The sequence below is a fragment of the Dermabacter sp. HMSC06F07 genome, from assembly GCF_001807345.1.
Classification (GTDB): Bacteria; Actinomycetota; Actinomycetes; order Actinomycetales; family Dermabacteraceae; genus Dermabacter; species Dermabacter hominis.
In genome coordinates, this window is sequence record NZ_KV788570.1 from 71,277 (window position 1) to 97,336 (window position 26,060).

A 26,060-nucleotide genomic window follows, 5' to 3' on the forward strand; every position below is an offset into this window, starting at 1 on the left:
ATGAAAAAGCACTTTCACGGACCACTGAGCGACTACCGCAAGGGCCCCGTTTTCCTGCGCGGTAAACAGCGCCCCACCGAGACCACGGACCAGCGTCTTCTCCAGAACGCGGGCGAGGGCGATTGGGTTCACACCGATCCGTGGCGGGTCATGCGCATTCAGTCGGAGTTCGTTGAGGGCTTCGGCGCGCTCGCCGAACTCGGGCCCGCTGTCGCGCTCTTCGGCAGCGCACGCACGAAAGCTGATCACCCGCACTACGCGCTTGCACGCGAGGTGGCCAGGCGCATCGGCGAGATGGGGCTCGCCATCATTACGGGCGGCGGTCCCGGAATCATGGAGGCCGGCAACCACGGCGCGATTGAAGCAGGAACAACGAGCGTGGGCCTTGGCATCGAGCTACCGTTTGAGCAGGGCATGAACGAATACGTCGAGCTCGGCGTGAACTTTCGATACTTTTTCACGCGCAAAACCTGCTTTGTGAAGTACTCGCAGGCGTTCGTGGCCTTCCCGGGAGGCTTCGGCACATTCGATGAGCTTTTCGAGGCGCTGTGCCTCATCCAGACGCACAAGATCAAGAAGTTTCCGCTTATTCTCGTGGGCCGCGATTACTGGAGCGGGCTTGTCGCCTGGCTCGAGCAAACCGTCCAGGAAGAGTACGGCTACATTTCTCCCGGCGACACCGATCTCATCAATATCGTTGACACGGCCGACGAGGTTATCGAGGTCCTCAAACGCGATATGAAGTAGCCGTTTACCTCGCGCTTTCTATGCCCTCCCAGGAATCGGCGGATCAAAGTGAAAGAATAGGGACGACAGATCCATTGCCAGAGAAAGGGCGAACGATCATGGCAGCGATGAAGCCTCGTACAGGCGACGGCCCCCTCGAAGTGGCCGAAGAGAGCCGGAGCCTCATCATGCGAGTACCGCTCGAGGGCGGCGGTCGTCTCGTCGTAGAAATTTCGGCGGATGAGGCGCGCGAGCTGCGCGACGCCCTCAACACGGTTGTTCCCGCCTAACCTCATCTCCTGAATTGCCTAGAGGCTGTGGGGGTTATTCCCTCACAGCCTCGCCTTGACTGCTGTCAGCACCCCGTCCCCCGCGGGTGACAGCGCGAGCACGAGATTGTCTCGCTCCTTAAGATCGGCAACGACCTCCCGAATGTGGGCCGTCTCCGGGTCATTCGCTGACGAATCGCCGAGACGATCGTGGTGCATGACGTTCATAATGACCAGTGCCCCACCGAGGCGAATAATGTCGAGCGCCCCCTCCACGAGAGCGCCGAGCCTTGGCTCGCTCGCATTCACGACGATCATGTCGTAGGCGCCGCGCGTGAGGCGCGTAAACACGTCGAGCGGCTGCGCGTTAATCGTGCGCACGCGCGCCTCCGGGATCTGGGCCTCAGCACAGGCCTTGCGCACGAGCCGCACGTTTTCCGGCTCAGGATCGATTGCGGTGAGGGTGGCGTCGGAACCCATCGCACTCGCGAGGTAGAGGCTGAGCGCACCCGCCCCAGCACCCACCTGCACGATCGCCCGTGCCCCGAGCATCGCGACGACGCTACGCGCGTGTGCGGCCGAGCCCGCAAGAACCGGCGCAAGGCCTATCGCGCTGCCGCGCTCGCGCGCCCGCTCACACACCCCGGGGGCGGCAAACAGCCGCTCCTCATCGAGGAATTGCTCGCTGAGCGCCCAGCTCGCCAACTTGCCCGTTGCCATGTGCACTCTCCCTCTTTGCCGTGAATTTCGTGGCACTCAAGCTTAGGCCACGCCGCGCGAGTTTCCCACTTGTGCGTGCAATAATGACGGAGCACCATTTTGAGCGGAACGAGACAAGGCAGGCACGTCGATGGGTTCAGATGTCTTCCTCACTTTTGGGGGATGGGAACTGCTCATCATCATCCTGCTCTTCACGATCCTGATCGGCCCGCAGCGCCTTCCCGAATACACCCGCAAGGTCATCCACTGGGTGCGCGATCTGCGTAAATGGGCGGATAACTCCCGTGCGTCGATCGAGGATGAAATGGGCATTGCCGTCGACGATCTCAAGAAGTACGACCCGCGCCAATACGATCCGCGCAAAATTATTCGCGATGCGTGGGATTCGACCGGCCTCGAGGACGACGTCAACGATTTTCGCGATGCGGTGAAGAGTTCTACGAGCGCCACATCGGCAGCGGTGGCGAGTGTCGGCGCGGCAGCGAAAGGCTCCGGCAGCGCGGCTGGTTCCAAGGCGGCCCAGGAGCCCGAAGGGACCCCGTTCGACCCCGAGGCAACCTGAGCCTACGCCGCACCTTGCGAGGCGCGCTACGCGAGCGAGAGCGGGAGTTTCCGGCCCGAAAGACCACGCGGTTTCGCGAGCTGCTCAGCGATGTGCATAAACGCGAGGTACGCCTCGCTCGACGACTCTAAGGCGGTGTGAGGCCGGCCGGCGTCGGACCCTTCGCGCACGCTTTGCGCGAGCGGAACCTGCCCGAGGAGCGGAACGTCCGCGCCCTGATCCTCGCTTAGCTGAGCGGCGACGCGCTCGCCGCCGCCACTACCGAAAATCTCGAGGCGCTCACCGTGATCGGTGCTCAACCAACTCATGTTCTCGATCACCCCGATGATCGTCTGTTCCGTGGAACGGGCGAGAGAGCCGATGCGCGAAGCGACGCCGCTCGCAGCTGAGTCGGGAGTCGTGACGACGAGAAGCTCCGCGGTGGGCAGCACCTGCGCGACCGAAATAGCGACGTCGCCGGTTCCCGGCGGGAGATCGAGAAGGAGAAAATCGAGATCGCCCCAGAACACGTCCGTCGCAAACTGCTCGATCGCGCGATGCATTTTCGGGCCGCGCCACACGACCGCCTGATGCTCGGGCACGAAAACGCCGATCGACATGACCTTGACACCGTGGGCGATGGGCGGCATGAGAAGGTCATTCACGCGGGTTGGCTGGGTGCTCACCCCAAACATCCCGGGCATCGAAAAACCGTGAATGTCGGCGTCAAGGACGCCCACGCTATAGCCGAGGCGAGTGAGGGCGAGGGCGAGGTTAGCCGTCACCGTGGACTTTCCGACGCCTCCCTTGCCCGAGCTGATCGCTATCACTCGCGTGAGAGATCCAGGCTTATTGAAGGGAACTTCGCGGCGCCTTTTGCGAAGATCCTCGACAAGGGCACGGCGCTGCTCCTCGCTCATCGTCCCCGACGTCACGCGCACTTCCGTGAGGCCTGAAACGTGAGACGCAGCCTCGGCGGCCTCTTTCTCGATTCGGGAGCGCATGGGACACCCCTCGACCGTCATCACGAGGTGGATGAGAGCCACCCCCTCAGGTGTGACCTCAACAGAGCTGACCATGCCAACATCGGTGATGGGGCGGCCGAGATCGGGGTCGATCACGCGCGTGAGCGCGGAGCGAACCTGCGAGGCAAGGTCAGTGCTCACGGGGCCTCACTCCGCGGCATCGCTGCGCATCTGCTCGAGTTCCTCGCGGAGCACGGCGCGAATGTCCTCGCGCAGGAGCGAGCGCAAATGCGCGTGATCGCGTGCGGGTTCGATCGGTTCAGCGCCATCCGCGGTTTCCGCGGCCGGTGTGGGGTCGTCGTCGCCAGCCTGAAGCTCCTCGAGGAGGTCTCGAAGCTCGCCGCGCACGTAGTCGCGGGTGGCCACATCCGCCATCGCGATGCGCAAGCTCGCGATTTCACGCGTGATGAACTCCGTGGTCGCGTGAGCCTTTTCGTTCGACTGGCGATCCTGCTCGGCCTGCACGCGGTCGCGGTCGGCCTGGCGGTTGTCCGAAAGGAGCAGAAGCGGAGCGGCATACGACGCCTGGAGCGAGAGAATCAGGGTCAGAAGCGTGAAGTTGAGCGCGCGGGGGTCGAACTGGACCGATTCGGGAAGGAACGTGTTCCACCCGAGCCACACGCCACAGAAAATCGTCATGCCCACGAGGAACGCGGGCGTACCCATGAACCGCGCAATCGCCTCGGCCATGCGGCCGAAACCATCATTGTTGTCGTCCTTCGGGCGGCGCCTCGAAAACATGCGCCACAGCCCGCGCCTCTTGCGCGCGGGATCATCGAGCTGGGGGCGCTTCTTCTTGCCACGTGCCATCTAGCTCACCCCTCCTGGTCCGAAATTGCCCTCGCGATCCCCGTGAGGTCGATCTGCCCCGTCGTCGTTGCGACGGGCTCATCGCTCTCGCGCCAATCCTCTGGAAGAACGTGGTCGAGGACGTCATCGACCGTCACGGCACCGAGAAGGTGGGAATCCTTATCGACCACGGGAAGCGACACAAGATTGTACGTCGCCATTTCGCGAGTCACGTCATGGAGATGGCTCGTAGGGGCCATCGTCACCTGATCCTGATCGATGATTTCGCCCACGGGGCGCTCGGGACGTTCGCGAAGCAAATGCTGGAAGTGCACGCCCCCGAGGAGCTTGCCCGTGGGCGTCTCGAGCGGCTGGCGGCACACGTACACCATCGACGCGAGCGCGGGGGAGATCTCCTCGCGAGATATGAGAGCGAGGCAGTGCGCGACCGGGGTCTCGGGGGCGACGATCAGCGGCTCGGTCGTCATGAGCCCGCCGGCCGTGTACTCGTCGTAGGCGAGCAGGCGGCGCACGTCCTCGGCCTCCTCCGGCTCCATGCGCGTGAGGAGATCCTGGCCCATAGGTTCGGGAAGCTCCTGGAGAAGGTCCGCAGCGTCATCCGGGTCCATCGCATCGAGAATGTCCGCGGCGCGCTCTGATTCGAGTCCCTGCATGAGCTCAACACGGATGTCCTCGGGAAGTTCCTCGAGAACCCATCCGAGGCGCTCGTTTGAAAGGTCACGCACGATGTCGGCGCGGCGTTTCGGCTCCATCTCCTGGATGAGATCCGCGAGGTCAGCGGGCTTGAGGTCCGAATACGAGGCCAGCAGAATCTGTGCGGACTGCTCCGCCTGAGTCCCGAAGAGGCCCTTGACCTCATCGACACCGACCGTGAGCGTCTCATTGCGGCCCACGAGCTTCGAAAACGCGTTCTTAGCCTTCGACCGGCGCACGTGGAGCCTCGTGATCTCCCATTCCTTAGAGATCTGGTCCTGCTCGAGCGCGACATCTTCAACGAACGCGTCGCCCGTCCCGTCAACGAGGTTCACCTTGCGGTCGAGCAGATCACCCACCGCGAGAATTTCGCTCTTGCGCATTTCGAAGCGGCGAAGGTTGAGGGAACCGTCGGAAATGACCTGGCCGGTCGAGATCGACGTGACCTTCGTGATCGGCAAGAAAATGCGCTTCTTCCCGGGCACCTCGATGACGAGTCCCACCGCGCGTGCGGTGTGGGTCTCTTGCGGAATCAGAACGACATCGCGGACCTTGCCAATGCGGTCACCGAGCGGGTCGAAAAGCCCGGTGCCCGCGAGGCGTGCGGCAAAGAAACGCTCGTGCGGGCTCACTTGAGCAACTCCGCCATCCAAGCCTCGATCGCGTCGATCTCGCGGGGAAGCTCGCGCGAGAGGTTCTCGACGCCGTCCTTCGTCACGAGAACGTCGTCCTCGATGCGCACACCGATGCCGCGCAGCTCTTCGGGAACGAGGAGGTCGTTCTCCTTGAAGTACAGGCCCGGCTCGATCGTGAACACCATGCCCTCCTCGAGGGTCGCATCGAGGTACATTTCGCGGCGTGCCTGGGCGCAGTCGTGAACATCCATGCCGAGGTGGTGGCTTGTGCCGTGCACCATCCAGCGGCGGTGATACTGGCCCTCGGGCTTGAGGGACTCCTCGGCGCTCACGGGAAGCAAGCCCCACTGATCGAGGCGGTCCGCGATAACCTCCATCGCGGTCGCGTGCAGGTCGCGGAACTTCATTCCGGGCTTCGCCGCGGCAAACACGGCATCGGCAGCGTCGAGAACGGCCTGGTAGACCTTCTTCTGCGGCTCCGTGAAGGTACCCGTCACGGGGAGCGTGCGCGTGACATCCGCGGTGTAGAGCGAATCGACTTCACAACCTGCGTCGATGAGGATCAGGTCGCCTTCCTTGACGGCGCCGTTGTTTCGCACCCAGTGAAGCGTGCACGCATTCGGGCCGGAGGCCGCGATCGTGTCGTAGCCGACGCCGTTGCCGTCGGCGCGCGCCGTACGGTTGAAGACCGTCTCCACGACGCGCTCACCGCGCTCGTGGGCGATGGCCTCCGGGAAGTTCCGCACGACCTCGTGGAAACCCTTGATTGTCGTCGCGACAGCGGCTCGCATCTGCTCGATTTCCCATGCGTCCTTGACAACGCGGGACTCAGACGCGCTCTGCTCGAGGAACGAATTGACCGTGCGGGCCTTTTGCCCGCCTTCGAGGCCGTTTTGCTCGCGGATTTCGGCGACGAGCGCATCGATGCGTTCATCGACTCCTTCGATGACAGCGAGGTCGAGGTTGTCGCCAAGGTCCTTCGCAAGCGCGTCGCGCAGCTCGTCGATGTGGCGGCACGGCACGCCGATCTGCTCCTCGACTTCCTCGAGCGTGGGGCGGCGCCCGACCCACATTTCGCCGTAGCGAGAATCCGCGAAGAATTCGTTGGTCTCCGGGCCCGAGCGCGGCTTGAAGAAGTACGTGGCCTGACTCTTGCGGGGATCCTCGGCGTCGGGCTCGACGACGAACACCGAATCGGGCTCCTCATCGGTGCCGAGGCCCGAGTAGTACGCAAACGCCGTGTGGGGGCGGAACTGATAGTCGCAATCGTTGCTGCGGACCTTGAGGCCCCCGGCGGGAAGCACCATTCGAGTTGCGGGCACCGTCTCGACGAGACAGTCGCGCCGTGCGGGCGTGAAATCGGCAACGGCACGGCGGCCTGCCGGCGGGAGCGTCTCATCCCACCCTTGGGTGAGGAAGCTAAGAAAAGCCTCGCTCGTGGGGCGCTGGCTGCGGGTATCGCCCCTCGACTTCAGATCGTCGGTGGTCTCGGGGGCGCTGGACTTTGAATTATTGATCTCACTCACCCTTCGATATTCTCACGGGGGAGCGCCAAGAGCCACCCGGGCCGGCCAAGAAGAGGTGTGAGAGGAGGAACGATGAGCCTCATCGATCTTCATACCCATTCGGCGGTATCGGACGGCACAGAGCCGCCTGCGGCCGTCATCGAACAGGCGCGCCGCTCGGGAGTCGACGTCATCGCTCTCACCGACCACGACACTGACCGCGGGATCGCTCAGGCCCGCGGGGCCGCGAGGAGCGCAGGCCTCGGTTTCCTTCCCGGCATGGAAGTCTCCGCGAAGCTCAACGGCCGGAGCATCCACATCCTCGCCCTTGGTAATACTCCCGCTCCGGGGTCGGCATTCGCCGCCAAGCTCGACGAGGTGCGTGAGTCGCGAGAGCGACGCGCGCAGCGTATCGTCGAGCGGCTGAGCGAGGATTTCCCTATCACGTGGGAGGCGGTCCTTGATACTGAAAGCAGCCGCGATGTGAGCGTGGCAAGCGTCGGACGCCCCCACATCGCGGACGCCCTGACGCGCGCTGGCGTCGTGAGCGGCCGAGCTGAAGCTTTTGCGCACCTGCTCGCTCCCCACTCGCCCTACTACGTGCCCTACCGCGCCCTCGAAGCCGAAGACGCGATCGCGGGGATTCACGCGTCTGGAGCGCTTGCGGTAGGGGCGCACCTCATGACACGTACGCGCGGCAAGGGGCTCGATTCCGACGGATGCCAAGAACTCATCGACTGCGGCCTCGACGGCCTCGAGATTTTCCACCGCGAGCACGGTGAGGCTGAGCGTGCAGCGCTTGCGGCGATCGCACGCGAGCGCAATCTCATCGTCACGGGCGGCAGCGACTACCACGGGAGCGGAAAACCGAATCGCCTCGGCGAAAACACGACGAGCGACGAGAACCTCGCGCGCATCCTCGCGGCGACGTCCGCAAGGCTGTGATGGGGATGTCAAGCTCTCAGCGCGCTCGCCGTAGGGGCGATAGCCGTGAAGTTGCCCGAGCCATCGTCGGCAACCCACAAGCCTCGCTATTCGTGACCGTGGCGACCCTCGGGATTATCGCCATGGCCCTCGCACTCACGTCGAGCGTGTGGATCGGCTGGGGGCCTAGCGCGTTCGTAGCCCCGCAGAACCTCGCTTGCCTTATCGCGAGTGTCGCGGGGGCACTCGTTTTCGCGTGGCGAAGCCTCGCCGAGCGCGCCGCGGACGAGGCGCGAGAGAAGTCCCACCAGCTTGAACGGGGAATGAGGAAACCGTCCCGGCGGCTCTCGCCCGGAATCGTCTTGGCAGCGATTCTCTGGGGTGCAGTCTTCACGCTCATTCCGACGCTCGCAGTCCTCGCGCTGAGTCTTGTTCACTGGGGAGTGGGGGACGCGAAGGCGATCAACCCGCTCTTGTGGATTCTGTGGAGCATCGGTACATGGGCGTTCATATCGAGCCTCGCGATCGGCGGGGCCGTGCTCACGTTTGTCATCAACAATGCGTTAGCGGTGGGGATCGCGGGCGTCATCGCGTACCTCATCGCGTGGTGGACCCTTGTCTTTGGTGTATCGGCGTCAATTCCGGCCCTCGGCGGTTACATCGACACGCCGTGGTTCTTCTACGAGCCGACGCTCGCAAGCGCGGGCCTTCGCGCAATCCTCTGGCTCGGCGTGGGGATCATCATGCCCGCCATTGGCGAGCGCTCTCTCACGTGGGCGAGCGGGGGTGTGCTCGTTGCCGTGCTCGCACTCGCCGGGGGAATCTCCAACAACGGCCGCGTTCAGCCGGTCGAGACGGCTTTCGGGGCTAGCTGCGTGGGCGAGAACCCCAAGGTATGTACGCCGCGCCCGTTTGCGACCTCGCTTTCGGCGCTCCAGGCGCAGCTGGCGCCGGGAGTGAACCTGCTGCCAAGCGACATGATTCCGAGCGTTGTCGGCACGCACCGCTTCGTTGAATCCGATGTGTCGACCGCGACGCTCCTCGTTGATCCGAGCGACCGTGAGGCACTGCCGTCCAATAGGCCGAATCTCCTCAACACGGTAGGCGCGCTCGGGATGAGCGAGTTCGTCGCGCCGTGCGGCGGCTTTTCGAAGGCGAGCGGCACAAACCTCGCGGCCTACCTCGCGTTTGTGAGTCTTGCGACGGACGGCGAAGTCAACCTCAATAGGATCGGCGCCGCCCCCGATTCAATCGTGCCCGACACCGAAGCCGTGCGCGCGGCCCTTCCCGAAGCTCGAGAAAAGGCCGCGCTCAGTCCTAGCGAATTCACCGCGTGGCTCGCGAGTAACCGCACCGAGATCGCGAACTGCGGTTAATCGCGAGCGCCGAGGGCGGTTAGTCGTTCCTACGCTCGACGACCTTGCCGTTGACACGACGCGTGCGCGAGCGGCGGCGGCGTTTACGCGGCGCCTTGTCACCTTCGGCCTTCGTCCCGGAATCGACGGACTCGCCGCCTCGAGAAGAACCACCGCGGCGGTGGCCATTGCCGCGGCCACGGCCACGGCCCTCACCGCGACCTTTGCCGCGGCCGTTCGTGCCGCGACGCTTGCGCGAATCGGGGCCGCCGAGATCTTCGATCTCTTCGGCGTCGAGGCCCGCGCGCGTGCGCTTGTCCTTCGGGAGGGTGCCCTTAGCGCCCTCGGGAATGTTGAGGTCGCTGAACAGGTGCGGAGAGGTGGAGTAGGTTTCGCGCGCTTCCGTCGACTCGAGGCCGAGCTGGCGGGCAATAAGTGCCCAGCGTGCGAGATCCTCCCAGTCCACGAACGTCACGGCGGTTCCGCGCTTACCCGCGCGGCCCGTGCGACCCGTGCGGTGCAGGAAGGTTTTGTCGTCTTCCGGTGCGGTGTAGTTGATGACGTGGGTGACGTCATCAACGTCGATGCCGCGTGCGGCGACGTCGGTCGCGATAAGGACATCGACTTTGCCGGTCCGGAACGCGCGAAGCGCCTGCTCGCGCGCACCCTGGCCGAGATCCCCGTGGAGAGGGGCGGCCGCGAAACCGCGTGCCTCGAGGTCGTGGGCGGTGCGGTCAGCCTCGCGCTTTGTGCGCGTGAAGACGATTGTGAGGCCACGGCCCTCAGCCTGGAGGATCCGCGCGAGAACCTCGATCTTGTCGAGCTGGTGCGCACGGTAGACAACCTGGGTGATGTCCGCCTTGGTGCGGGCGGTATCCCCGGGATCGTGGGCACGGATGTGGGTCGGCTGGGTCATAAAGCGGCGCGCAAGCGCCATGATCTGCGCGGGCATCGTGGCCGAGAAAAGCATGGTCTGGCGCTTCGCGGGCACGGCCTTGAGGATTTTCTCGACGTCCTCGAGAAAGCCGAGGTCGAGCATCTCATCGGCTTCGTCGAGAACAGCGACCTTCACGTGGGAAAGATCGAGATACTTCTGGCGCATGAGGTCGATGAGTCGGCCAGGTGTGCCCACGACGATGTCGACGCCCTTGTTGAGTGCCTCAATTTGAGGTTCGTAGGAGCGGCCACCGTAGAGCGTGAGGACCCGAACGCCGCCGCGCTTGCCGGCGGCCTGAATATCGGTGCTGACCTGGACGGCGAGCTCGCGGGTCGGGACCACGATGAGAGCCTGCGGTTTACCGAATGCCGAATCGGTTTCGGCGACGTTAGGGTCGACGGCTTCGAGTGCGGGGATCCCGAAGCCGAGGGTCTTTCCAGTGCCGGTCTTGGCCTGGCCAATGATGTCCCGGCCCTTAAGAGCGATCGGGAGGGTCATGGCCTGGATCGGGAAGGGAGTGGTGATGCCTTTATCGGCGAGCGAGGAGACGATCTCCCCGCTCACGCCGAAATCGGCAAAGGTCTGGTTGTCAGTCACGTTCGGGGTCTACTTTCCGTTAGCCCAGGAAACCAACGCGGCGCGGCTCTTCGGTCGAGTACTCGACGTAGTTGATGCGCGCCCCGGGCACGAGAACCGTGCGGCCCTTGGTGTCTGTGACCGTGAGGAGTGAGCTCTCATTGATGGCCGTTTCCACGAGCGCGGTGAGGTCCGCTGCACTCATGTCGGTTTCGAGCGACAGTTCCCGCGACGAATGCGTGACGCCAATGCGAATTTCCATGGGGTGTCCTTTTCTCATGTGCGCACTGGGCGCACGGTTTGCGAGCCGCACACTCCGCACGAGTCTCGCTGAGAATGCTTCGAGATTCGGGGGCGCGGCAAAGGTGAGCGAGGCTTAGCGGCCTGACCGCTCAGCACACGCTCATGCAAGTGTATCGAGCGAAGAGCTGAAACCGTGCAGCGTTCGCTCAGAGCCCTACTCGGGGTTTTGCGTGAGTTTTTCGTCGCGAGGGTCGAACGCGCGAATCCCGCCTGTGAGCAGCAGTGCAAGTGAGGAAAGCATGGCCTCTCGGCGTTCCTCGGTGGCGCCATCCGTTTCGCGCGCGATCGCCTGCACGGACGTGACGAAGGTGCGACCAACGACGATGGCTTCCTCGGGGGAGAGGTCTCGCGCGCGGGCGAGGAGTGTCCCGACGGATTCGGCTGCGCGCGACGTCGCACGGGTAACCTCCTCCTGGACGCTCTCGGTCACGTACTCGCTGCCGAAGAAGAGCTTCAGCATGTTCGAGTTCTCATCGAACACTCCAAAAAACACGTCGATGCCCTCACGGACGCGGTCGTAGGTCGTGGCGCCTTCGAAGGCGAAACCGTCAATGCGCTCCCGAAGCACCTCGCCAACCTGCTGGATCACGGAGATGTAGAGGTCCTCTTTGGAGCTGAAATGCTGGTACAGCACGGGCTTTGTGACACCGGCGGCCTCGGCGATGTCGTCCATCGACGTGGGATGGTAGCCGCGCTCACCGAATTTTGACGTGGCAACACTGAGCAGCTGGGCACGGCGTTCTGCGCGAGGGAGGCGGCGGCGCATGGTGTCTCCTGGTGTTTCGGGTGGCGCTGGCGATCAACGCGGAAAAACATTGTCTGGGTAGTTTAATTGTCTCACCTCCATGGTGGGGTGATATCTCGATGAGTGACTGAGTGACATGGTTTGGCCTAAAGCATTGGAGGGAAGCGGCATGCAGGAAAATCCTGCGGAGTTGCGGCTTGCCGCGCGCGATTCTGGCGCAATGCTCGCGGATTTTGCGCTGGTTACTGCGGGGCCCGCGCAAAAGCACGCGCTCGAGTCGGTGGCGCAGGGGGTTCCGACGCTCGCCTACGGCCCCCCGCGAAGTGGGAAATCCTCCCTGTGTGGCCACGCCGCGTGGGAGTCGATGCGCGGAGGCGTTGATCCTCGCACCGTCGTTCTTCTCGCCCCCACGAGGGAGCGTGCAGCGTTTCTTCGCGAGGAACTCTCGAGGCGAGCGATGGCAGAGCGCGCTGCGGGTGCGCAGATTCATTTAGAGCTACCGACGGTCATGACCCCTCTCGCGTACGCTTTCGCGCTCGTGAGTGAGGAGGCGGCGCGCAATTCACGTGCGCAACCGAGTCTCGTCACGGGGGCTGATCAAGATGTGCTACTCGAGGAGCTTCTCGCGCAGGTACCCGCGCAGTGGCCCGAGTCGATTGATCCGGCATCGATCCCACTTGCGGGTTTTCGCGCGGAACTTCGTGACCTTATGAATCGCTGCACCGAGCGGGGCCTCGGGCCCCTACAGCTCGCCGAGCTCGGCGAGCAGTGCGGGCGCAAGGAATGGACGGCAGCCGCGCCGGTTTTCGAGGCCTATCTTGATTCGCTTGCGCTCGAGGGAAGTATGGCGATCGAAGCGGGCGCGCGCCTTGATTTGGGGGTTCTGGTCGATCGCGCGTGCGCGGTGATCGAGAACGCTGAGGCGCTGGGGTTTCTCGCTATCGACGACGCCCAGGACTTCACCGCGAGCGGGGTGCGTATCGTCACGGCGCTCGCGGCCCGCTCCGGACGTTTCCTCGTGACCTCGAACCCGGATGCGACTGTTGAGGGCTTTCGTGGTGGCATGGCCGATGCGGCATCGCGGGTGGCAAGTGCGCTCGCCTCTGACTCGCGTTCGTGTGCCGTAGTCACGCTCGAGCAGATCTACGCTCAGGAACCGGCCCTTTCGCGCGTCGTTGCAGCACTCGCCTCACACCTCCCGCTCGAGGGCGCTCCGACTGCACTGAGGAAGCTCACCCGTGAGGAAGGCGTGGCTGATTCTTTCGCGCTCGCGACCGCCTCGAGTGACGAGGCAGAAGCCCGTGATATCGCGACGGCGATTCGGCTCCTCGCGGCCGTTCACGGCGTGTCCCGTGACGATATCGCCGTCGTATGCCGTTCGGCGTCGGCCGCGCGGGCCCTCGCGGAGCGGCTGTCACGAGTCGGGATTGAAGCCGAAGCGACGCTTCGCGCTACCGCTCTTCGCGAGGAGCCGGTGATCCGTGACCTTTTCACGATCCTTGCGTGGGCGCTCGGAATCGAGCAGTTACGCGACGAGCGCCTCGTCGAGATTCTCCGCGGGCCGTGGGGCGGAATCGACGACGGCATGGTGCGCGAGCTGCGGCGCTGGGCCCTCTCGCACAGTGCACACACGCGCGGCGACGCCGCGATCCTCTCGATCCTCAACGATGCGGAAGTTGCGCTACCGGCGCCAGCAGGTGGCGCTGCTGAGCCAGAAAGCGGCCGAGAGCGCTACCTTCGTGCGGTGACGGCTCCGCTTCGGCGACTTCGCCGAATGCACGACGCGATCGTTTCCGCGCGCGATTCAGGGATTCTTCCGCTTTTGTGGGCGGCGTGGGAGGCTTCGCACCTTGCCGCGCGGTGGCAGAACGAGGCGATTGCCGTGACCGGGAGCGTGCAGGCGCGCTCGCGCGCGCAGCTCGCCAACGCTCGCCTCGATGCGCTCGGCGCGCTCTTTACTGCGGCCGACCGCTACGAAGAGCGACGCGGAGGCGACGACATCGCGGTATTCATGTCGCACATCGAGGCCCAGGCCGTGCCGGAGGACTCCCTCAGCGCACGCGGGCGGGTGAGCGGTATCGTGCGCGTACTCACGCCCGCAGCCGTCGCGGGAGAGAGCTTCGATACCGTGATTCTCGCGGGCCTCAACGAGGGGGCCTGGCCGAATCTCCGCCTCCGCTCGGGGGTGCTCGGCGCCGCCGATCTGGCACTCTTTATCGACCGGCCCGGGCCCATGCCCAATCGAGCGGAACTTCGGGCGATGAGGCGAAACGCGAACCTCCACGACGAGATTCGCCTCGCGATCGCGGCACTTTCACGTGCACGAAGCCGCGTTCTCGTGACCGCCGTTGAGAACGATGAATCGGCGCCCTCGGGCATGTTTCGCGTGCTCGAAAGCGCCGTGCAGTGCGAGGCAGTGCCGTGTGGCTGGGTAGCGTCGGCCCTCCACAGCGCAAATCCCGGGCCCTTTCCCGAATCTCGCCAACTCGTTTCCGCGCTCGCGCGCGCCCTCGCATCCGAGAGTGCGGACCCTCCCCACCTCGCAGGCCTCCTCGCAGCTCTTGAGCGGGAGGGGATCGAAAGCGCAGGCCCCGGGAACTGGTATCACCAGCCGCTCACCCGCACCGACCCCCCGTTCCCCTCTGGTAGCACCCTCGCGCTTTCCCCGTCGAGTCTCGCGACAGCCGCGCAATGCCCGCGTGCGTTTCTCCTCGAAAGCGCGGGCGCCCGCACAAGCAGTGGAACCGCCCAGGAGGTGGGCACTCTCATCCACGCTCTCGCGGAGGCCCACCCCAGGGCGGGGGCGGCCGAGCTCGTTGCTGAATTTGCGAAGCGCGCACCCGAGGGCGAGGAGGTCGAACAGAACTGGCGCACGCGCGCCGAACGCGCTCGAATCGTGCAGATGCTCGAAAAGCTCGGGGCCTACCAGAGCGCGCATCCGGACGTCGCAGCGGTCGAGAAGCGTTTTTCCGTTCCGCTTGGTGAAGCGGTCGATATTCGCGGCTCCATCGACAGGGTTGAGCGTGAAGCGGGCGGACTCAGGGTCGTGGATTACAAGACGGGTAAGTCTGCACAGTCGAAAGCCCAGGCAGAACGCGACCCTCAGCTGGCCGCCTACCAGTACGCGCTGGCGCACATGGAAAAGGACGAGCCCGTTGTCGGGGCGAGCCTCGTCTACGTTGGCACTGACGCGAAGTCGAGTGCCCTGCGGCATCAGGCGCCGCTCGGGGAGGGAGATGATCCCGACTGGTTCGAGAACCTCGTTCGGGAGATCGACGCGCGACTGCGCTCGGCGCGCGTGAATCTCGTGCGCAACCCCCACTGCAAGGTGTGCCCCGTCAAGCGTTCATGCCCGCTATTTCAGGAGGAGATGTGACGAATGTGCGCTTGGGCGCGCGCGAGGTGGCGCGCCTTCTCGGCCAGCCCGAGCCGACGCCCGAACAGGTGGCCGTCATCGAATCTCCTCTCGCCCCCGCGCTCGTCGTTGCCGGCGCGGGAAGCGGCAAAACCGAGACGATGTCGGCGAGAGTCGTATGGCTTATTGCAAACGGCCTTGTCGAACCGCGCCACGTGCTTGGACTGACGTTCACGAAGAAAGCGGCGCACGAGCTCGCCGAGCGCATCGATCGGCGGCTCTCGAGCCTTGCGTCCGCCATGCGTTCGGCGGGAATCGAGCTGCCCTCGACGCTTGCGGCGAGCACCGTTCACCTCGGCGGCCAGTCGCCGCGCGTGGCGACCTACAACGGTTTTGCGCTCGATCTTGTGCACGAGCACGCGCTGCGGATCGGCATTGACCCAGACTTCACGGTGCTCCCGCCCGCAGCGGCGTGGCAGATCGCCTACGACCTCGTCGAATCATGGCAGGGGGAACTTCCCTTCGATCATTCGAGCGGGTCCGTGGCCTCGGCGGTGCTCTCGCTTTCGGGGGCGCTCAGCGATCACCTTCGCACTGCGCGGGACCTCGATGAGTATCTTCGACAGATCGAAGTCGAGACGATGAACCTCCCGCTTCAAAGCGATGGAGGGAGGAAACGCACCTCTCCAGCGAGCGTCAAGAGGCTGTGGCGCGTTCTCGAGCAGCGACGAGCCCTCGTGCCGCTCCTCGAAGCATTTGCTCGCGCGAAGCGCGAACGAGGTGCGATCGACTTTTCCGATCAGGTGAGCTTCGCCGCTGCTATTGCGAAGGCGAGCAGCGAGGTGAGAGAGGACGCACGCACCCAGCACCGCGTGGTTCTTCTCGACGAATTCCAGGACACCTCGGTCGCACAGCTCGACCTACTCGCGTCACTTTTCGGCACGGGGCACGCGACGTGTGCCGTGGGGGATCCGAACCAGGCGATCTACGGGTGGCGCGGTGCCTCGGCTGCGTCACTGTCCGCGTTCGTGGAGAGGTGGGGGAGCGAGGACACACCAGTACGCCAATACACGCTCAGCACCTCGTGGCGCAACGACGCGGCCCTGCTCAAGGGGGCAAACGCGATCAGCGCCCCGCTCGCGGGCAGCACGGCCGGGGTGAAGGTTCCGACGCTTGCCCCGCGACCCGGCGCAGGCCCGGGCTCGATCACCGTCGCCGCACACGCGACAGAGTTCGACGAGGCCCGCGCCATCGCCGAGTGGATCCGCGAAATCCGTGCCGCCCATGAAGCCGAGAGCGAAGCGCTCGACGAGGCGCCAGCGAGCGCGGCGGTCCTCGTGCGTTCGCGCGCGCGGATCCCGGTTCTGCAATCCGCGCTTGAAAACGCAGGGCTCAGCGTGAGCGTCGCGGGCGGCGATTCACTCCTCGCTCAGCGCGAAGTGAGCGATGTGCGCGCGCTGCTCGAAGTCGTGAACGATGCCTCGCGCTCCGATGCGCTCGTTGAGCTGCTCGAAGGGCCGTGCTTCCGCTTCGCGCCGGCGGATATCGCCGTGCTCGGTGAGTGGCGACGTGTGCTCGAACGCAGTGATGGGGCGCGGGCAGCCCGCATTGATCCGGCTGCGGCCTTCACGCTCGTCGATGCCATTACCTCGCCGCCCCCGGTTGATTTCGTGAGCCCTGCGGGCCAGCGCCTCAGCGTGCCTGCCCGCGAACGACTCGCCAGGCTCGCGCAAATCGTGAGGGAGGTGCGCGGCGCCCAGGGGCTCGATATTCCAGACCTCGTGACGGTCGCCGTGCGGGCCCTCGGCATCGATATCGCGCTCGAATCAGATCCGGATAGGGACGTGTCACACGCGCTCGCGAACATCGAGCGGCTTCGTGCGCAGGCGGCAAGTTACGCCCGCACAGCCACAGCCCCGAGCCTCTCGGCGTTTCTCGCGCATCTCGACGTGTCCGAGGCCGAGGAGCGTGGTCTTGAAGCCGCGCCCACCCGGCCTCGTGACTCGAGCGCAGTCGTGATCTCGACCATTCATGCCGCGAAAGGACTCGAATGGGATCACGTGGCGATTGCCTCCCTCACCGAGGGGACCTTCCCCTCCTACACGAGCCAGAGTGCAGCAAAACCGGAGGGCGCGCGTGAGTATCCCGCGCCGAGGGAGCCCGGGTGGATCAACGAACTTTCTCTCGCCACGATCCCCGTCGAACTTCGCGGCGATAGCGAGACTCTCGCGGAGCTTCGCTGGGCAGAGGCAGAAACCCAGGTTGAACTCGACGAACTCTTCGAAGAGTTTCGTCTCGACAGTGGGAAAGAGAGTCTGCGAGAGGAGCGCCGCCTCATGTATGTTGCGCTCACACGTGCGAGAAAGAGCGCTCTGCTCACGTATTCGGCGTGGGGCGAGGGAGTCTCAAAGCCGCGCCGCGCCTCTCGTTTCGCCGATGAGATTCGCGCGCTCGAGGGCGTCGCGGTCGTTGACATGGAAGGCGAAGTCGGCGAGAAAAACCCGCTCGAATCCTCTCCACGCCTCGCCGCATGGCCCGCGAAAGCTCACCCGCGAGAAGCAGCTGTTAAGGCGGCGGCAGCAGCCGTCGCGCTCGCGCGCGAGAGTGATGTGGATGCTCTCGCCACGCCCCAGCCCCACCCCGACCTGGCGCGCTTCACCGAAGCCACCCGACACGTCATCGCGAGTCAGCGTGCCGAGCGTGAAGCACGGCGCGTGCGCCTCCCGTCGCGCTTAAGCCCCTCGGATCTCGTGGCGCTCTCGGGCGCAAACGCCGATGAGCGCGTGAGAGAACTCGTGCGACCGATGCCGCGAAAACCCTCCGCGAGTGCGCGGCTCGGAACACGGTTTCACTCGTGGGTCGAGGAAACCCACGCTCACGGCGCCCTGCTCGATGTGGATGAACTCTCCCTCGATCAGGATGACGATGACGTCCGCGAAAGCCTCCAGGAGCTAAAGGACAAGTTCGATCGCTCAGTGTTCGCCACGATGACTCCCCTCGCGCTCGAAGTTCCGGTTTCGCTCGCGCTTGAGAAGGCGTTTCTCTCCGGCGTGATCGATGCCGTGTACCCGAACCCGTCTGGTGAGGGGGTATGGATCGTGGACTGGAAAACGGGCCGCGTCCCCTCAGGCGAGGAGCTCGCGCGCAAATCGCTTCAACTCTCCGTATACCGCCTCGCGTGGCACCAGAAGACCGGCCTGCCGCTCAACCAGATTGAGACCAAGTTCCACTACGTCCAAGCCGAACGCACGATCGACATCACGCGACACCCGAGCGAGGCGCAACTGAGCCGGATGCTCGCCGCGCTCGCGTAGTTATGCGTATGGGCTGAAAGGCGCTAGCGCTCGGGCGTGATCTCGGGGTCGTGAGAGGCAAGTTCATCGAACTCGTGCTCTGCTTCCCGGCGGGCAAGTTCGGCGAGGTCATCATCAACCTCGCGCAGCATTTCGAGGGCATCGGCAACGATTGACTGATCGTCGGTGTCGCTTCCCGACAGTAGCCACTCGAGAACGGCGAACTCGCCGACGAGCTGGGTGCGCTCCTGGAGGCGTGCATCCGGACGCACATCGAGGTTCGCGCAATACGCCGTGAAGAAGGCGTCGAACGCTTCCGGGTCGAGGCCGTGGAGCATCCATGTGAGATCACGAGCCGGATCAGCAACCTGCGCGTTCTCCCAGCCGGTAAAGCCAGAGATTTCGGTGCCCGTGGTGAGGGTCGTGTCCTCGTTCAAAGTGCCGTGGGTGAAACGCGGCGTGAACTGCCACAGTGAATCATCGGCAAGCAAGTGGGTCCATCGCTGCGCCACGGCCGAGGGGATCGGGTGACGGTCACGGGCACGCTCGACGCTCGCGCGGTAGTTCGAGCGGATCTCCTCCGCAGTGAATTCCTCGACTCCAGAGGCCTGGCACGCGGCTTTCGGAGTGTTGTGGATCGTCGCGATGGCGCGGCCGACGTTCGCGGCGAGCACGTGGTCGTGACTGACTTCATCAAGGTGCAGCGGGACGCCCTCGAGCGCGAGGGCGATGGCTGCGCGACCGCCCTCGGGGATCGACGCAAACCCCTGAGGAGCCTGCAGGTAAGGAGCGAGCTCGGTGCGCGAAAGCGCCTCGAGTACACCAATTTCTTTCGCGAGACGCGCGCCCGCAGTGGGCGTCGAGGGGGCGTTCACGACCCACAGTCGTTCCTGCGTGTCGCGCACGAGTGCAGACTCGATCTCCTCACCCTCTGGGGTGGTCGCGGAAGTGGCCACGGGGATCACACCTGGAATCCCGGCCGTGGCAAGGGCAGCCAGTGCATAGGAATTTCGTCTCACCCCCTAACCGTATCCATTGTCTGCGGGTTGGATACTGTGGGACACATGCGAGCGCCCATGAATTTTCCTCACACGTACCTCACGTCCCACTTCGTGGCACCAGATGATGCGCGAGGAATTCCCGCTCCCTCCCACGCGACACTCGAGCGGCGCGCGGTCGTCGTTCACGGCGACACGGTGGCGGTGCAGGAGTGTTCGAACGGTGACGTTCGCCTGTGGATGCCCGAGGCTTCGGGCGCTGTGTTTCTCGGCCCGTGGCAGGGTGGCGAGGCCTGGGCCTGCCACGAAAGAAGCCTTGGCGGCGCGGGCATGCCGCCCCCGAGCGACGTGCGTATGCGAAGCCTCCGCGAGGTCGCGCCCATGCTTTCCCCGCGTGAGAGAAGCCTCGCACTCAGCGCCGTGGGAATGCTCACGTGGCATCGAGACTCGCGCGCGTGCGCGCGCTGCGGCAGCCCCGTAAAAATGACCCGCGGAGGATGGTCGCAGTCATGCGATAACGGCCATGATTCCTCCCCCCGCACCGACCCCGCCGTGATCACTCTCGTTCGCGACCACGATGATCGCGTGCTGCTCGCCAACAATCGCAGCTTCACGGGCGGCATGGTCTCGGCGCTCGCGGGCTTTGTCGAACCCGGAGAAGAACTCGAGGATGCCCTCAAGCGCGAGGTTCATGAAGAAACGGGGCTCATCATCGGTGACATCAACTATTTCGGCTCCCAACCGTGGCCGTTCCCACGCTCGATCATGGTGGCGTTCACCTCGCGCCTTGCGAAAGGCAGCGGTACGAGCATCACCCTCCAGCGCGAGGAGCTCGCGAGCGCCACATGGTTCACGCGAGATGAACTCACGAGAGCCCTCGAGCGCGGAGAGTTACGCCTGCCATCGCCCACGTCGATCGCACACTCGATGATCGACGCATGGAGGAAGGGAGAGCTCGCGTGAGCACTGCGGAGATGAGAGGTGCCGAGCGCATTCTCGAGGGGCTTGACCCCGAGCAACGCCAGGTCGCCCAGTCCGTTGGCGCGCCACTGTGTGTTCTCGCAGGCGCCGGCACGGGCAAAACACGGGCGATCACCCACCGCATCGCCTACGCGATTGCCAGTGGGGGCTACGCGCCCAATCACGTTCTCGCGCTGACGTACACCACCAAGGCGGCTGCCGAGATGCGTTCGCGTCTGCGTGACCTGGGCGTGCCGGCCGTCCAGGCCAGAACGTTCCACTCCGCGGCGCTCAGGCAGCTCAGCTACTTTTGGCCGTCAACCGTCGGAGGCCCGGCCCCGGACCTCGTGGACCGAACCCTGCCGCTCGTAGGGCAGGCCATGAGCCGTCTGCACATGCGTGTGGATCCGGCGGCCCTTCGCGACATCTCCGCCGAGGTCGAATGGGCGAAATCCTCGATGATCGTTCCCGAGGAGTACCCGCTCGCGGCGGCGCGTCTTTCTCGGGCGGGAGTTGCAGGTTTCGAGCCGCGCACTCTCGCGCGGATTATGACCCAGTACGAGGATCTGAAAACCGAGCTTCACCTCATTGACTTTGCCGATGTTCTTTTGCTGACGGCCACGATGATTCAGGAGCATCCGCAGATGGCGCACGCCGTGCGCTCCCAGTACCGTCACTTCACGGTCGACGAGTATCAGGACATCTCCCCTCTGCAATTCAGGCTTTTGCGTGCGTGGCTTGGCAACGCGAGCGACGTGTGCGTCGTGGGTGATGCCGCACAGACCATCTACTCGTACGCGGGGGCGGATTCGAGCTATCTCCTCGAATTCAGGAAGGAATTCCCCCGCGCGAACGTGATCCGGCTCGAGCGCAATTACCGCTCGAGTCCGCAAATCGTCCAGGTCGCGAACGCTGTGCTCGCGCGGGCGCAAGAGGGCAGGGACTCTCACGTGGAGCTTCGGGCGCAGCGGTCCGACGCCACCCGGCCCCTCGTCGTTGGCTACCCCGATGAAACGGTTGAGGCGCGTGAGGTTGCGCGCTCGATTGCCGAGCTTCTCGCGAAGGGCAGGAATGCGAGCGAGATCGCCATTCTTTTGCGCGTCAATGCTCACAGCGAGCGGTTCGAGGATGCTCTCGACCGCGAGGGGGTCGCGTACCAGGTGCGCGGTGGTCAAAAGTTCTTCGAGCGGCGCGAGGTGCACGAGGCGATGAGCGCTCTGCGGGCGGCGCTAGGCACGGGCGGAGGCAACGACCCGGATGTGGGCCGTGTCGTTCGCGATGTCCTGTCCTCGCGCGGATGGTCGCCGAAGGCTCCCGAATCCCGCGGGGCAATCTTCGAGCGGTGGGCTTCCCTCAACGCACTCGTGCAGGTGGCTGACTCGATTGCCGAGCGTGCGGGAGCGAGCTTGAGAGACGTCGTGGCTGAGCTCGAGGAGCGCCGCGAGGCGCAAAGCGCCCCCGTGAGCGAGGCCGTCACGATTGCAACGGTGCACGCGGCAAAAGGCCTTGAGTGGCCAGTGGTGTTTGTCGTGGGAGCGAGTGAGGGGACGTTCCCCATCTCGTACGCGAAGACCGACAAGGAAATCGAAGAAGAACGCCGGTTGTTCTACGTCGCCCTGACGCGTGCGCGCGACGTCCTTACCGTCACCTGGGCCGCGGCACGGGCCGAGGGCGCGAAGGCATCGAGGAAGGCCTCTCGGTTTATCGCGGGGGCTTTCGATCACCGCGACGAAGGCGCTGCTGAACGCGTGGCGATGAAGCGGACGACGGGTCGGCGTGGTGCACGTGTGTTCACGACGTGCAAGGGGTGCGGCGAGGCTCTCACAACGCCTGGTGAACAGAAAGTCGGGCGCCATGCGGAGTGCGGGGGAGAGGAGAGCGCGGAGCTCTTCGGGAGACTACGCGCGTGGCGTCGCGAGCGCGCGAGCGAGCTCAAGCGTCCTGCCTTCGCGGTGTTTACCGATTCGACTCTGCTCGCGATCGCGGATCGAGCACCCGGAAGCCTCGAGGAGCTTCACCAGGTGCCCGGCGTGGGGCAGACGAAGCTCACCCAGTTCGGTGAGGAGGTTCTCGCGATTATCAGCGAGGTTCGCTGAACGCACGTAAAAAGAACCGGCGCCACCGTGGCGCCGGTTCTTTTTTGTTCGCGGGGATGGCGAGCGAATGTGCGCTCGCGTGCCTCACTTGCTGGGGAGGAAGCGGTTGAGCTTCGTGCCGCACTCGGGGCACTCAGCCTTTGCCGCACGGCGGCCCTTGTCGTTGACCTGGATGGTGCCGGTTGCTTCGTGCTTCGCGCGGCACTTCACGCAGTAGAACTCGCCCGTGTAGGTTTCGTCAGCCATGGTTGCTCCTAGGGATTGTGATGAACTCATTGTTCCTGGCCACTGTATAGGCAATTTCGGGCCCTTGAGAACTCAACACTCCGCGTATGAGACAAAGAAACCGCACGTCAGAGCCCTTTTTGGGAATGGTTCGCAAGTACGGCTGGTTGGGGAGGGACTCCGGAGACTTAGGTGCCGGCTGTCTATAAAGGGGCGATCCTCCGGGGGCGCTTAACGCACATGGGCCTTCCCCGCCCACGAGCGTTTGTTTTCCCGGAGGATCGCTTCTTCATCGAATGTAGTGCCAGGGGCGGGCTGGGTCAAAGCGGCGACGGGGAGTGAATGTGGATAACTTTGGTGTTGTTGTGGACACCCCTTGAACCTGTGTGGAAAGTGTGTGTGGATAATCGGGCATAGGGGTCTAACAGTGGCGTTGACCTGCGCGAATGCTGCTTCTCGGTGGTGAATATTAATTTCTTGCAACATGTGTTGCACCCCTCAAGATTCGTCACGAAGGGGACGGGAGTCCCCGTACTTCCTCGCTTATCCACAACACCGGGGTGCTTGTCAAGCTCGCGCGCACTACACTCGCTGCGTGCCCCACCGACGACCCGAACGCGAACAACTCCACCTCGACGGCATCGGCGAGCCTATCGACGTGGTTCGCTCAGCTCGCCGTCGCAAAACCATCACCGCACGTCGCAGGGGCGGAGTGTTTGAGTTGCTTGTGCCCGCGAGACTTTCGGCACGTGAGACGCGCAAGTGGGCGCGCGACATGTATGCGAAGTACGGCAACCGCGCTGAGCCGGCAGTTGCGAGTGACGAGGACCTCATGGCGCTCGCCCGTGCGTTGAGGGAAAAGTACCTGCCGAGCGTGCCAGAGCCTTCGAGCGTGCGATGGGTAACAAACCAAGGCAAGCGCTGGGGATCATGCACGAGCGCGGATGGCTCAATACGTCTTTCACACGTCCTGCAGGGCATGCCGACATACGTGATCGAGTCGGTCCTTGTGCACGAGCTCGCCCACCTTCTCGAACCGAATCACTCGCGGGCCTTCCGCACCCTCGAGGCTTCTTACCCCGAGCATGAGCGCGCGAATGGGTTCCTCGAGGGGTACGTATTTGCTCAGCGCTCAGCTCGGGATGGAGATTGATGCCTCCAGCCCGCTGATCCGGCCTCGCCCGGTCGCGTCTGCGCACCTCAAACAGTTGAGCGGAAACGCGGCCGGAGGACGCTGTGGGATCAGGTGCGGAGCCGTTCGAGTGTAGGGATGAGGTCAGGTACGACGCCTGCCGGGAGCGCATCGAGCCTCCACCAGCGCACGTCGTGGCTTTCCTCGCTCAGTCTCAGGGCATCCGTGGGCCCCGTGGGGGCCACTGCCGCGCGCATGAGGTACTGCACATCCCAGTGCTCGCTGCACACGGTGAAGTTCTTATTGAGGGTGTGCGCATGGAGCTTAAAAGGAGCGTTGCCCACGATCTCGAGGTCTTCAAGCCCCGACTCCTCAAAAACCTCACGCCTCGCGGCCCCCTCGAAGCTCTCCTCTCCCTCGTCGATATGCCCGCCGAATTGGAGCCATGCCCCGACCTTGCGATGGTGATGCAGCGCAACGAACCGGCCGGAGGCATCGATGACGATCCCGCTAGCCGTGAAATGCACGGGCCCACTCGACTTGAGGTGTGCGTTCTCGCTCGAGGTCGCAAGCGCGAGAAACTGCTCCCTCTCACGCGAAGGGGTGCATGTCTCGAGTTCTGCGAGGAATCGGCCGGGCAGACTCACTGCTCGTCGCCCGGGTTTTCGTCGTCGCCTCGGGGATCCCCAGGGTCCTCTTCTCGGCCGTCGAACTCGCCGTCTAGCAGCTTGCGAAGTTCCTCGTCGAAATCGGGGGAGGCGGAGTTCATCGAGCCGAACTCGGGAAGGTCGGGAAGCCCGTCACCGTCGGAATCCTCCGTGGGCACGGGCGCCTGGGGCGCTTGCGGGCGCCCGCTGAGAACCTCGGGGCTGGGGAGGAGATCCGGGTGAGCCCAGACCTTTTCGCGGCCCTGCATCCCTTCGGTCGCGAGCACTGACTCCCACCATGCGTACGCTTCCTTGACCGAGCGCGGGTGTAGCTCGATGCCCACGAGATTCGTGAGGTTGTCGAGCGCGCTCCCGCCGGTTGCGCGGCGGCGCTGGACGAGTTCGCGCATCGCGTCGAGGCGGGGGAGTTTGTCGCGGAGGGTTTCGGTCACGACGAGATCGACCCACGACTCGATAAGTGCGAGGGTCGTGGTGAGTTCGGTCAGGGCGCGCTCCTGCTCAGCCGAGCGCGTGAACGTGAAGATGTCCTCGGGGTTGGTTGCACTGATCGCCGCGGGATTGTTGACGTCGAAGTCGCGGATCTTCTCCTCGAGCGCCCCCATGTCGAGGGTGATGCCTCGCGCGTATCCCTCGATCGCGGTGAACAGATGCTCCGGAAGCCACGGCGCGCTCTTGAAGAGGGTCTGGTGGGCGATTTCGCGCGCGGTAAAGAAGATGCGCGCCGCATCGAGGTCAAGCTCTGTGCCCTCGAGAACATCGGTGAGGTTTGCGGGCACGATCACGGGGGCATAGAAGGTCCACAGCGGAAGCGAAAGGTCGGTCACGCCGATCGCCTCGCGCGCAATTGAGCCGATCGCGTGGCCAAACTGGAGGCCGAACATCGTGCCGCCCATTTTCTTCATCATGGCGCTCGGGTCGCCGAGGGCCCCGCCCATGGCGCCGAGGGGGCCGGTGCCGCCAAGCTGCTCGAGACCGCCCAGCTCGCCAAGCTGCTTCGCAAAAGCATCGCCGATCGCCTCGGCCATGTATTGCGCGACCGGCTCGACGATTTTCTGCCAGCGCGGCAGCGTACGGTTCACCCATGTGCCGCGGCTCCAGCACTCGACCGCGTCGCTCACGACTGCGAAATCTGTTTTTTCCGCAAGCCACAGTGCTGCGATGTTCCCCGCTTCGCGCAGGGCGCGTTCTTCGGCGTCGCTCACGTTTGGATCGCCGGCCGTACCGATTGACGTGCCGCCGATCTGCGGGAGTGCGCCCGTGGGCAGGAGAGTGACGTTTCCGGCCGCGACCTGGCGCGCGAGATCATGGCCGAGTTTCCAATTGACGGGGCCGTCGCCGCCCGCGGCAAAAAGTGACTGCATCTGAATCGCTGCCATGCGCAGCATTGCCGGGTCACTGGGCAGGCCGGCGCTCTTCGCGAGCTCGGAAAGATCGAGACCCTCGAGTGCGCCCGGGGGAATCTGCCCCTGGAAAATCTCCTCGAGGAACTTGCGGAGGTTTTCTTCGTTGGACTCGTCGCTCATGCGCGCTCCTGTCGATTGAGGCGGCGGGCCGCCGACCACGGATTAC

General features: G+C 64.5%; 22 protein-coding genes. 10 read left to right on the plus strand and 12 right to left on the minus strand.

Annotated elements, in window-relative coordinates; all coding sequences use genetic code 11:
- Complete coding sequence (locus HMPREF3157_RS00995) at positions 1 to 747, plus strand: LOG family protein (protein WP_040386885.1); 747 nt, start codon at positions 1 to 3, stop codon at positions 745 to 747.
- A gap of 98 nt (positions 748 to 845) precedes the next feature.
- On the plus strand, positions 846 to 1,016 hold the full coding sequence (locus HMPREF3157_RS01000; protein ID WP_016664188.1) for a DUF3117 domain-containing protein: 171 nt from the start codon (positions 846 to 848) through the stop codon (positions 1,014 to 1,016).
- Positions 1,017 to 1,058: 42 nt separating this feature from the next.
- Here the strand turns inward: HMPREF3157_RS01000 and HMPREF3157_RS01005 are convergent, their stop codons facing one another.
- Positions 1,059 to 1,715 (minus strand): O-methyltransferase, encoded by a 657-nt coding sequence (locus tag HMPREF3157_RS01005; RefSeq protein ID WP_016664189.1) that lies wholly within the window; start codon positions 1,713 to 1,715, stop codon positions 1,059 to 1,061.
- Between the two features lie 130 nt (positions 1,716 to 1,845).
- Between HMPREF3157_RS01005 and HMPREF3157_RS01010 the strand changes: the two genes are divergently transcribed.
- The gene (locus tag HMPREF3157_RS01010) at positions 1,846 to 2,277 is read left to right on the plus strand and encodes a twin-arginine translocase TatA/TatE family subunit (RefSeq protein WP_016664190.1); all 432 of its coding nucleotides are present in this window, start codon (positions 1,846 to 1,848) and stop codon (positions 2,275 to 2,277) included.
- Between the two features lie 26 nt (positions 2,278 to 2,303).
- On the opposite strand, the gene HMPREF3157_RS01015 is transcribed toward HMPREF3157_RS01010, so the two are convergent.
- Genes HMPREF3157_RS01015 through HMPREF3157_RS01030 form a run of 4 tightly spaced genes read right to left on the minus strand, consistent with a single transcriptional unit; the run spans position 2,304 to position 6,945 of the window.
- The gene (locus HMPREF3157_RS01015; RefSeq protein ID WP_070435258.1) at positions 2,304 to 3,422 is read right to left on the minus strand and encodes an Mrp/NBP35 family ATP-binding protein; all 1,119 of its coding nucleotides are present in this window, start codon (positions 3,420 to 3,422) and stop codon (positions 2,304 to 2,306) included.
- A 6-nt stretch (positions 3,423 to 3,428) separates the two neighbouring features.
- Positions 3,429 to 4,091, minus strand: coding sequence for a DUF1003 domain-containing protein (locus tag HMPREF3157_RS01020; RefSeq protein ID WP_016664192.1), 663 nt, complete (start codon positions 4,089 to 4,091; stop codon positions 3,429 to 3,431).
- 5 nt (positions 4,092 to 4,096) lie between these two features.
- Positions 4,097 to 5,416: a magnesium transporter MgtE N-terminal domain-containing protein gene (locus HMPREF3157_RS01025; protein ID WP_016664193.1), complete on the minus strand. Its 1,320-nt coding sequence runs from the start codon at positions 5,414 to 5,416 to the stop codon at positions 4,097 to 4,099.
- On the minus strand, positions 5,413 to 6,945 hold the full coding sequence (locus HMPREF3157_RS01030; protein ID WP_016664194.1) for an aminopeptidase P family protein: 1,533 nt from the start codon (positions 6,943 to 6,945) through the stop codon (positions 5,413 to 5,415). Before HMPREF3157_RS01030 ends, HMPREF3157_RS01025 begins: the two co-directional genes overlap by 4 nt.
- A 72-nt stretch (positions 6,946 to 7,017) precedes the next feature.
- Here HMPREF3157_RS01030 and HMPREF3157_RS01035 point away from each other — a divergent pair, with 72 nt between their 5' ends.
- Together HMPREF3157_RS01035 and HMPREF3157_RS01040 are read left to right on the plus strand one after the other, a co-directional pair.
- Positions 7,018 to 7,869 carry a PHP domain-containing protein gene (locus tag HMPREF3157_RS01035; protein ID WP_034372520.1) on the plus strand — a complete coding sequence of 284 codons (852 nt, stop codon included), beginning with the start codon at positions 7,018 to 7,020 and terminating at the stop codon, positions 7,867 to 7,869.
- Positions 7,870 to 7,961: 92 nt separating this feature from the next.
- Positions 7,962 to 9,224 (plus strand): hypothetical protein, encoded by a 1,263-nt coding sequence (locus HMPREF3157_RS01040; RefSeq protein WP_141740570.1) that lies wholly within the window; start codon positions 7,962 to 7,964, stop codon positions 9,222 to 9,224.
- A 19-nt stretch (positions 9,225 to 9,243) separates the two neighbouring features.
- Here the strand turns inward: HMPREF3157_RS01040 and HMPREF3157_RS01045 are convergent, their stop codons facing one another.
- The 3 genes from HMPREF3157_RS01045 to HMPREF3157_RS01055 form a co-directional block, all read right to left on the minus strand.
- Positions 9,244 to 10,737 carry a DEAD/DEAH box helicase gene (locus tag HMPREF3157_RS01045; RefSeq protein WP_034372526.1) on the minus strand — a complete coding sequence of 498 codons (1,494 nt, stop codon included), beginning with the start codon at positions 10,735 to 10,737 and terminating at the stop codon, positions 9,244 to 9,246.
- Between the two features lie 19 nt (positions 10,738 to 10,756).
- On the minus strand, positions 10,757 to 10,978 hold the full coding sequence (locus tag HMPREF3157_RS01050; protein WP_016664198.1) for a DUF3107 domain-containing protein: 222 nt from the start codon (positions 10,976 to 10,978) through the stop codon (positions 10,757 to 10,759).
- Positions 10,979 to 11,173: 195 nt separating this feature from the next.
- The gene (locus tag HMPREF3157_RS01055) at positions 11,174 to 11,785 is read right to left on the minus strand and encodes a TetR/AcrR family transcriptional regulator (protein ID WP_061211216.1); all 612 of its coding nucleotides are present in this window, start codon (positions 11,783 to 11,785) and stop codon (positions 11,174 to 11,176) included.
- 148 nt (positions 11,786 to 11,933) lie between these two features.
- Here HMPREF3157_RS01055 and HMPREF3157_RS01060 point away from each other — a divergent pair, with 148 nt between their 5' ends.
- Together HMPREF3157_RS01060 and HMPREF3157_RS01065 are read left to right on the plus strand one after the other, a co-directional pair.
- A complete protein-coding gene (locus HMPREF3157_RS01060) occupies positions 11,934 to 15,140 on the plus strand; it encodes a PD-(D/E)XK nuclease family protein (RefSeq protein WP_070435260.1) in 3,207 nt (1,068 codons plus the stop codon).
- Complete coding sequence (locus HMPREF3157_RS01065; RefSeq protein ID WP_246816469.1) at positions 15,137 to 18,433, plus strand: ATP-dependent DNA helicase; 3,297 nt, start codon at positions 15,137 to 15,139, stop codon at positions 18,431 to 18,433. Before HMPREF3157_RS01060 ends, HMPREF3157_RS01065 begins: the two co-directional genes overlap by 4 nt.
- A 23-nt stretch (positions 18,434 to 18,456) precedes the next feature.
- On the opposite strand, the gene HMPREF3157_RS01070 is transcribed toward HMPREF3157_RS01065, so the two are convergent.
- Positions 18,457 to 19,431, minus strand: coding sequence for a phosphotransferase (locus tag HMPREF3157_RS01070; protein WP_070435262.1), 975 nt, complete (start codon positions 19,429 to 19,431; stop codon positions 18,457 to 18,459).
- Positions 19,432 to 19,488: 57 nt separating this feature from the next.
- On the opposite strand from HMPREF3157_RS01070, the gene nudC reads away from it, so the two are divergent.
- Both nudC and HMPREF3157_RS01080 read left to right on the plus strand, forming a co-directional pair.
- The gene (nudC, locus tag HMPREF3157_RS01075) at positions 19,489 to 20,373 is read left to right on the plus strand and encodes an NAD(+) diphosphatase (RefSeq protein ID WP_070435263.1); all 885 of its coding nucleotides are present in this window, start codon (positions 19,489 to 19,491) and stop codon (positions 20,371 to 20,373) included.
- The gene (locus HMPREF3157_RS01080; protein ID WP_083287998.1) at positions 20,370 to 22,466 is read left to right on the plus strand and encodes an ATP-dependent DNA helicase UvrD2; all 2,097 of its coding nucleotides are present in this window, start codon (positions 20,370 to 20,372) and stop codon (positions 22,464 to 22,466) included. Before nudC ends, HMPREF3157_RS01080 begins: the two co-directional genes overlap by 4 nt.
- A gap of 84 nt (positions 22,467 to 22,550) precedes the next feature.
- Here HMPREF3157_RS01080 and HMPREF3157_RS10340 read toward each other — a convergent pair whose 3' ends face one another.
- The gene (locus HMPREF3157_RS10340) at positions 22,551 to 22,712 is read right to left on the minus strand and encodes a DUF5679 domain-containing protein (protein WP_016664205.1); all 162 of its coding nucleotides are present in this window, start codon (positions 22,710 to 22,712) and stop codon (positions 22,551 to 22,553) included.
- Positions 22,713 to 23,286: 574 nt separating this feature from the next.
- Between HMPREF3157_RS10340 and HMPREF3157_RS01085 the strand changes: the two genes are divergently transcribed.
- Positions 23,287 to 23,844, plus strand: coding sequence for a M48 family metallopeptidase (locus HMPREF3157_RS01085; protein ID WP_246816470.1), 558 nt, complete (start codon positions 23,287 to 23,289; stop codon positions 23,842 to 23,844).
- Positions 23,845 to 23,933: 89 nt separating this feature from the next.
- Here the strand turns inward: HMPREF3157_RS01085 and HMPREF3157_RS01090 are convergent, their stop codons facing one another.
- Together HMPREF3157_RS01090 and HMPREF3157_RS01095 are read right to left on the minus strand one after the other, a co-directional pair.
- Positions 23,934 to 24,470 carry an NUDIX hydrolase gene (locus tag HMPREF3157_RS01090; protein ID WP_070435265.1) on the minus strand — a complete coding sequence of 179 codons (537 nt, stop codon included), beginning with the start codon at positions 24,468 to 24,470 and terminating at the stop codon, positions 23,934 to 23,936.
- Entirely contained in the window at positions 24,467 to 26,014 is a 1,548-nt protein-coding gene (locus HMPREF3157_RS01095; RefSeq protein ID WP_070435266.1) for a zinc-dependent metalloprotease, read from the minus strand. The genes HMPREF3157_RS01090 and HMPREF3157_RS01095 overlap by 4 nt, the downstream gene beginning before the upstream one ends.
- Positions 26,015 to 26,060: the final 46 nt, after the last annotated feature.

What these genes read in the sequence shown, in the direction of transcription:
- HMPREF3157_RS01050 (WP_016664198.1), bottom strand. Translation starts at nt 10,978, where the DNA reads ATGGAAATTCGCATTGGCGTCACGCATTCGTCGCGGGAACTGTCGCTC.
- HMPREF3157_RS01000 (WP_016664188.1), top strand. Translation starts at nt 846, where the DNA reads ATGGCAGCGATGAAGCCTCGTACAGGCGACGGCCCCCTCGAAGTGGCC.
- HMPREF3157_RS01010 (WP_016664190.1), top strand. Translation starts at nt 1,846, where the DNA reads ATGGGTTCAGATGTCTTCCTCACTTTTGGGGGATGGGAACTGCTCATC.
- HMPREF3157_RS10340 (WP_016664205.1), bottom strand. Translation starts at nt 22,712, where the DNA reads ATGGCTGACGAAACCTACACGGGCGAGTTCTACTGCGTGAAGTGCCGC.
- HMPREF3157_RS01035 (WP_034372520.1), top strand. Translation starts at nt 7,018, where the DNA reads ATGAGCCTCATCGATCTTCATACCCATTCGGCGGTATCGGACGGCACA.
- HMPREF3157_RS01005 (WP_016664189.1), bottom strand. Translation starts at nt 1,715, where the DNA reads ATGGCAACGGGCAAGTTGGCGAGCTGGGCGCTCAGCGAGCAATTCCTC.
- HMPREF3157_RS01095 (WP_070435266.1), bottom strand. Translation starts at nt 26,014, where the DNA reads ATGAGCGACGAGTCCAACGAAGAAAACCTCCGCAAGTTCCTCGAGGAG.
- HMPREF3157_RS01020 (WP_016664192.1), bottom strand. Translation starts at nt 4,091, where the DNA reads ATGGCACGTGGCAAGAAGAAGCGCCCCCAGCTCGATGATCCCGCGCGC.
- HMPREF3157_RS00995 (WP_040386885.1), top strand. Translation starts at nt 1, where the DNA reads ATGAAAAAGCACTTTCACGGACCACTGAGCGACTACCGCAAGGGCCCC.
- nudC (WP_070435263.1), top strand. Translation starts at nt 19,489, where the DNA reads ATGAATTTTCCTCACACGTACCTCACGTCCCACTTCGTGGCACCAGAT.
- HMPREF3157_RS01060 (WP_070435260.1), top strand. Translation starts at nt 11,934, where the DNA reads ATGCAGGAAAATCCTGCGGAGTTGCGGCTTGCCGCGCGCGATTCTGGC.
- HMPREF3157_RS01055 (WP_061211216.1), bottom strand. Translation starts at nt 11,785, where the DNA reads ATGCGCCGCCGCCTCCCTCGCGCAGAACGCCGTGCCCAGCTGCTCAGT.